The sequence below is a fragment of the Oceaniovalibus guishaninsula JLT2003 genome (assembly GCF_000299575.1).
In the GTDB taxonomy this organism is placed as follows: Bacteria; Pseudomonadota; Alphaproteobacteria; order Rhodobacterales; family Rhodobacteraceae; genus Palleronia; species Palleronia guishaninsula.
Map to the genome: position 1 here is coordinate 1 of NZ_AMGO01000029.1, position 1,061 is coordinate 1,061.

Genomic DNA, 1,061 nt, shown 5'->3' on the forward strand with positions numbered 1-1,061 from the left:
GCCCTTGGCGCGAAGCATCTCGATCAGTTTCGCCTGCTTGGTGCCCGTGCGCGGTGTGCGCGCCTTGGGCGCGGGCTCGCCCTCGGCGGGGGCGTCCCGCGGGGCTTCCGCGCTCGGCGCTGCGTCGACGCCCGTGGGCGCACTGGCGCCGCCTTCCGGTTCGACGCCGATGGCGGCGAGGCCTGCATCGGTGATGTGCAGGAGTATGGCGCGGCCGTCCTCGTCGTTGCGCCAGATGCGGTTGAGGGCGGCGTCCGCCTTGGTCTCGCTGTCGGTCGCTTTCTCTGCGATCAGCGCGCGCTTCAGGAGCGCGCCGACCACCTTGGCGGCGGCGCCGCCGCGGAGCGAGCCGGGAAGCGGCAGGACGTTGCGGTCGTCGCGCTGCGCGGCGGCGCTGAGGATCACGAGCTGGGTGTCGGAAAGCTTGGTCATCTGGGGTCTCCGTGTTCGAGGCCCGCGTCATGCGGCACCTTCTACGACCCCGAGCCGCGCATGGGGCGCGGCGGGAGTTCCGGCAGTGCCGGAGGTCAGCGGGCGTGCTCGCCCTCGCCAAAGGCGCTGTCGGTGATGCGCTTCAGCAGGCTGGCGTAGTGTTCGAGAGTGCCGACCATGGCCCAGCCCACCTCGTCGGGGTGGCAGTTGAAATGGTCGTCGCTGAGCGCCTGCAGGCGGGCGAGCATCTCGTCGATCTCGGCCTTCTTGCCGATGAAGGCGGCGAGCGCCGCTTCCTTGTTGCGCCGGGCCTTGTCGGCGCGGGCCTCAAAGCGCGGGGTGGTGATCGGGTTCAGGCGCGTGGTCATCGTTGTGGCTCCGGGTGAGTTGCATCGTCCTCGTGGGATGGACGTTCGCTCTGTCCGCGAGGCTTATCAACGACATAAGCGCCTGACTTTGAATGATAATCGGGGCTGGCGATGCAGGGCATGAGCGAGCGCCAGTATGCCGCCCATGTCGGGCTGTCGCGCGGCGCGATCCAGAAGGCGAAGACGGCGGGGCGGCTCGTCCTGCACGAGGATGGCAGCATCGACGCCGCGGCTTCGGACAAGCGACGAGCCGAGACGACC

The 1,061-nt window shown here is 69.7% G+C and carries 2 protein-coding genes; both read right to left on the minus strand.

Annotation, left to right across the window (positions count from 1 at the left end):
- A partial coding sequence (locus tag OCGS_RS07875; protein WP_040610786.1) for a hypothetical protein occupies positions 1 to 432 on the minus strand: 432 nt, incomplete at its 3' end.
- Between the two features lie 95 nt (positions 433 to 527).
- Complete coding sequence (locus OCGS_RS07880) at positions 528 to 800, minus strand: hypothetical protein (protein WP_007426709.1); 273 nt, start codon at positions 798 to 800, stop codon at positions 528 to 530.
- Positions 801 to 1,061 lie beyond the last annotated feature (261 nt).

What these genes read in the sequence shown, in the direction of transcription:
- OCGS_RS07880 (WP_007426709.1), bottom strand. Translation starts at nt 800, where the DNA reads ATGACCACGCGCCTGAACCCGATCACCACCCCGCGCTTTGAGGCCCGC.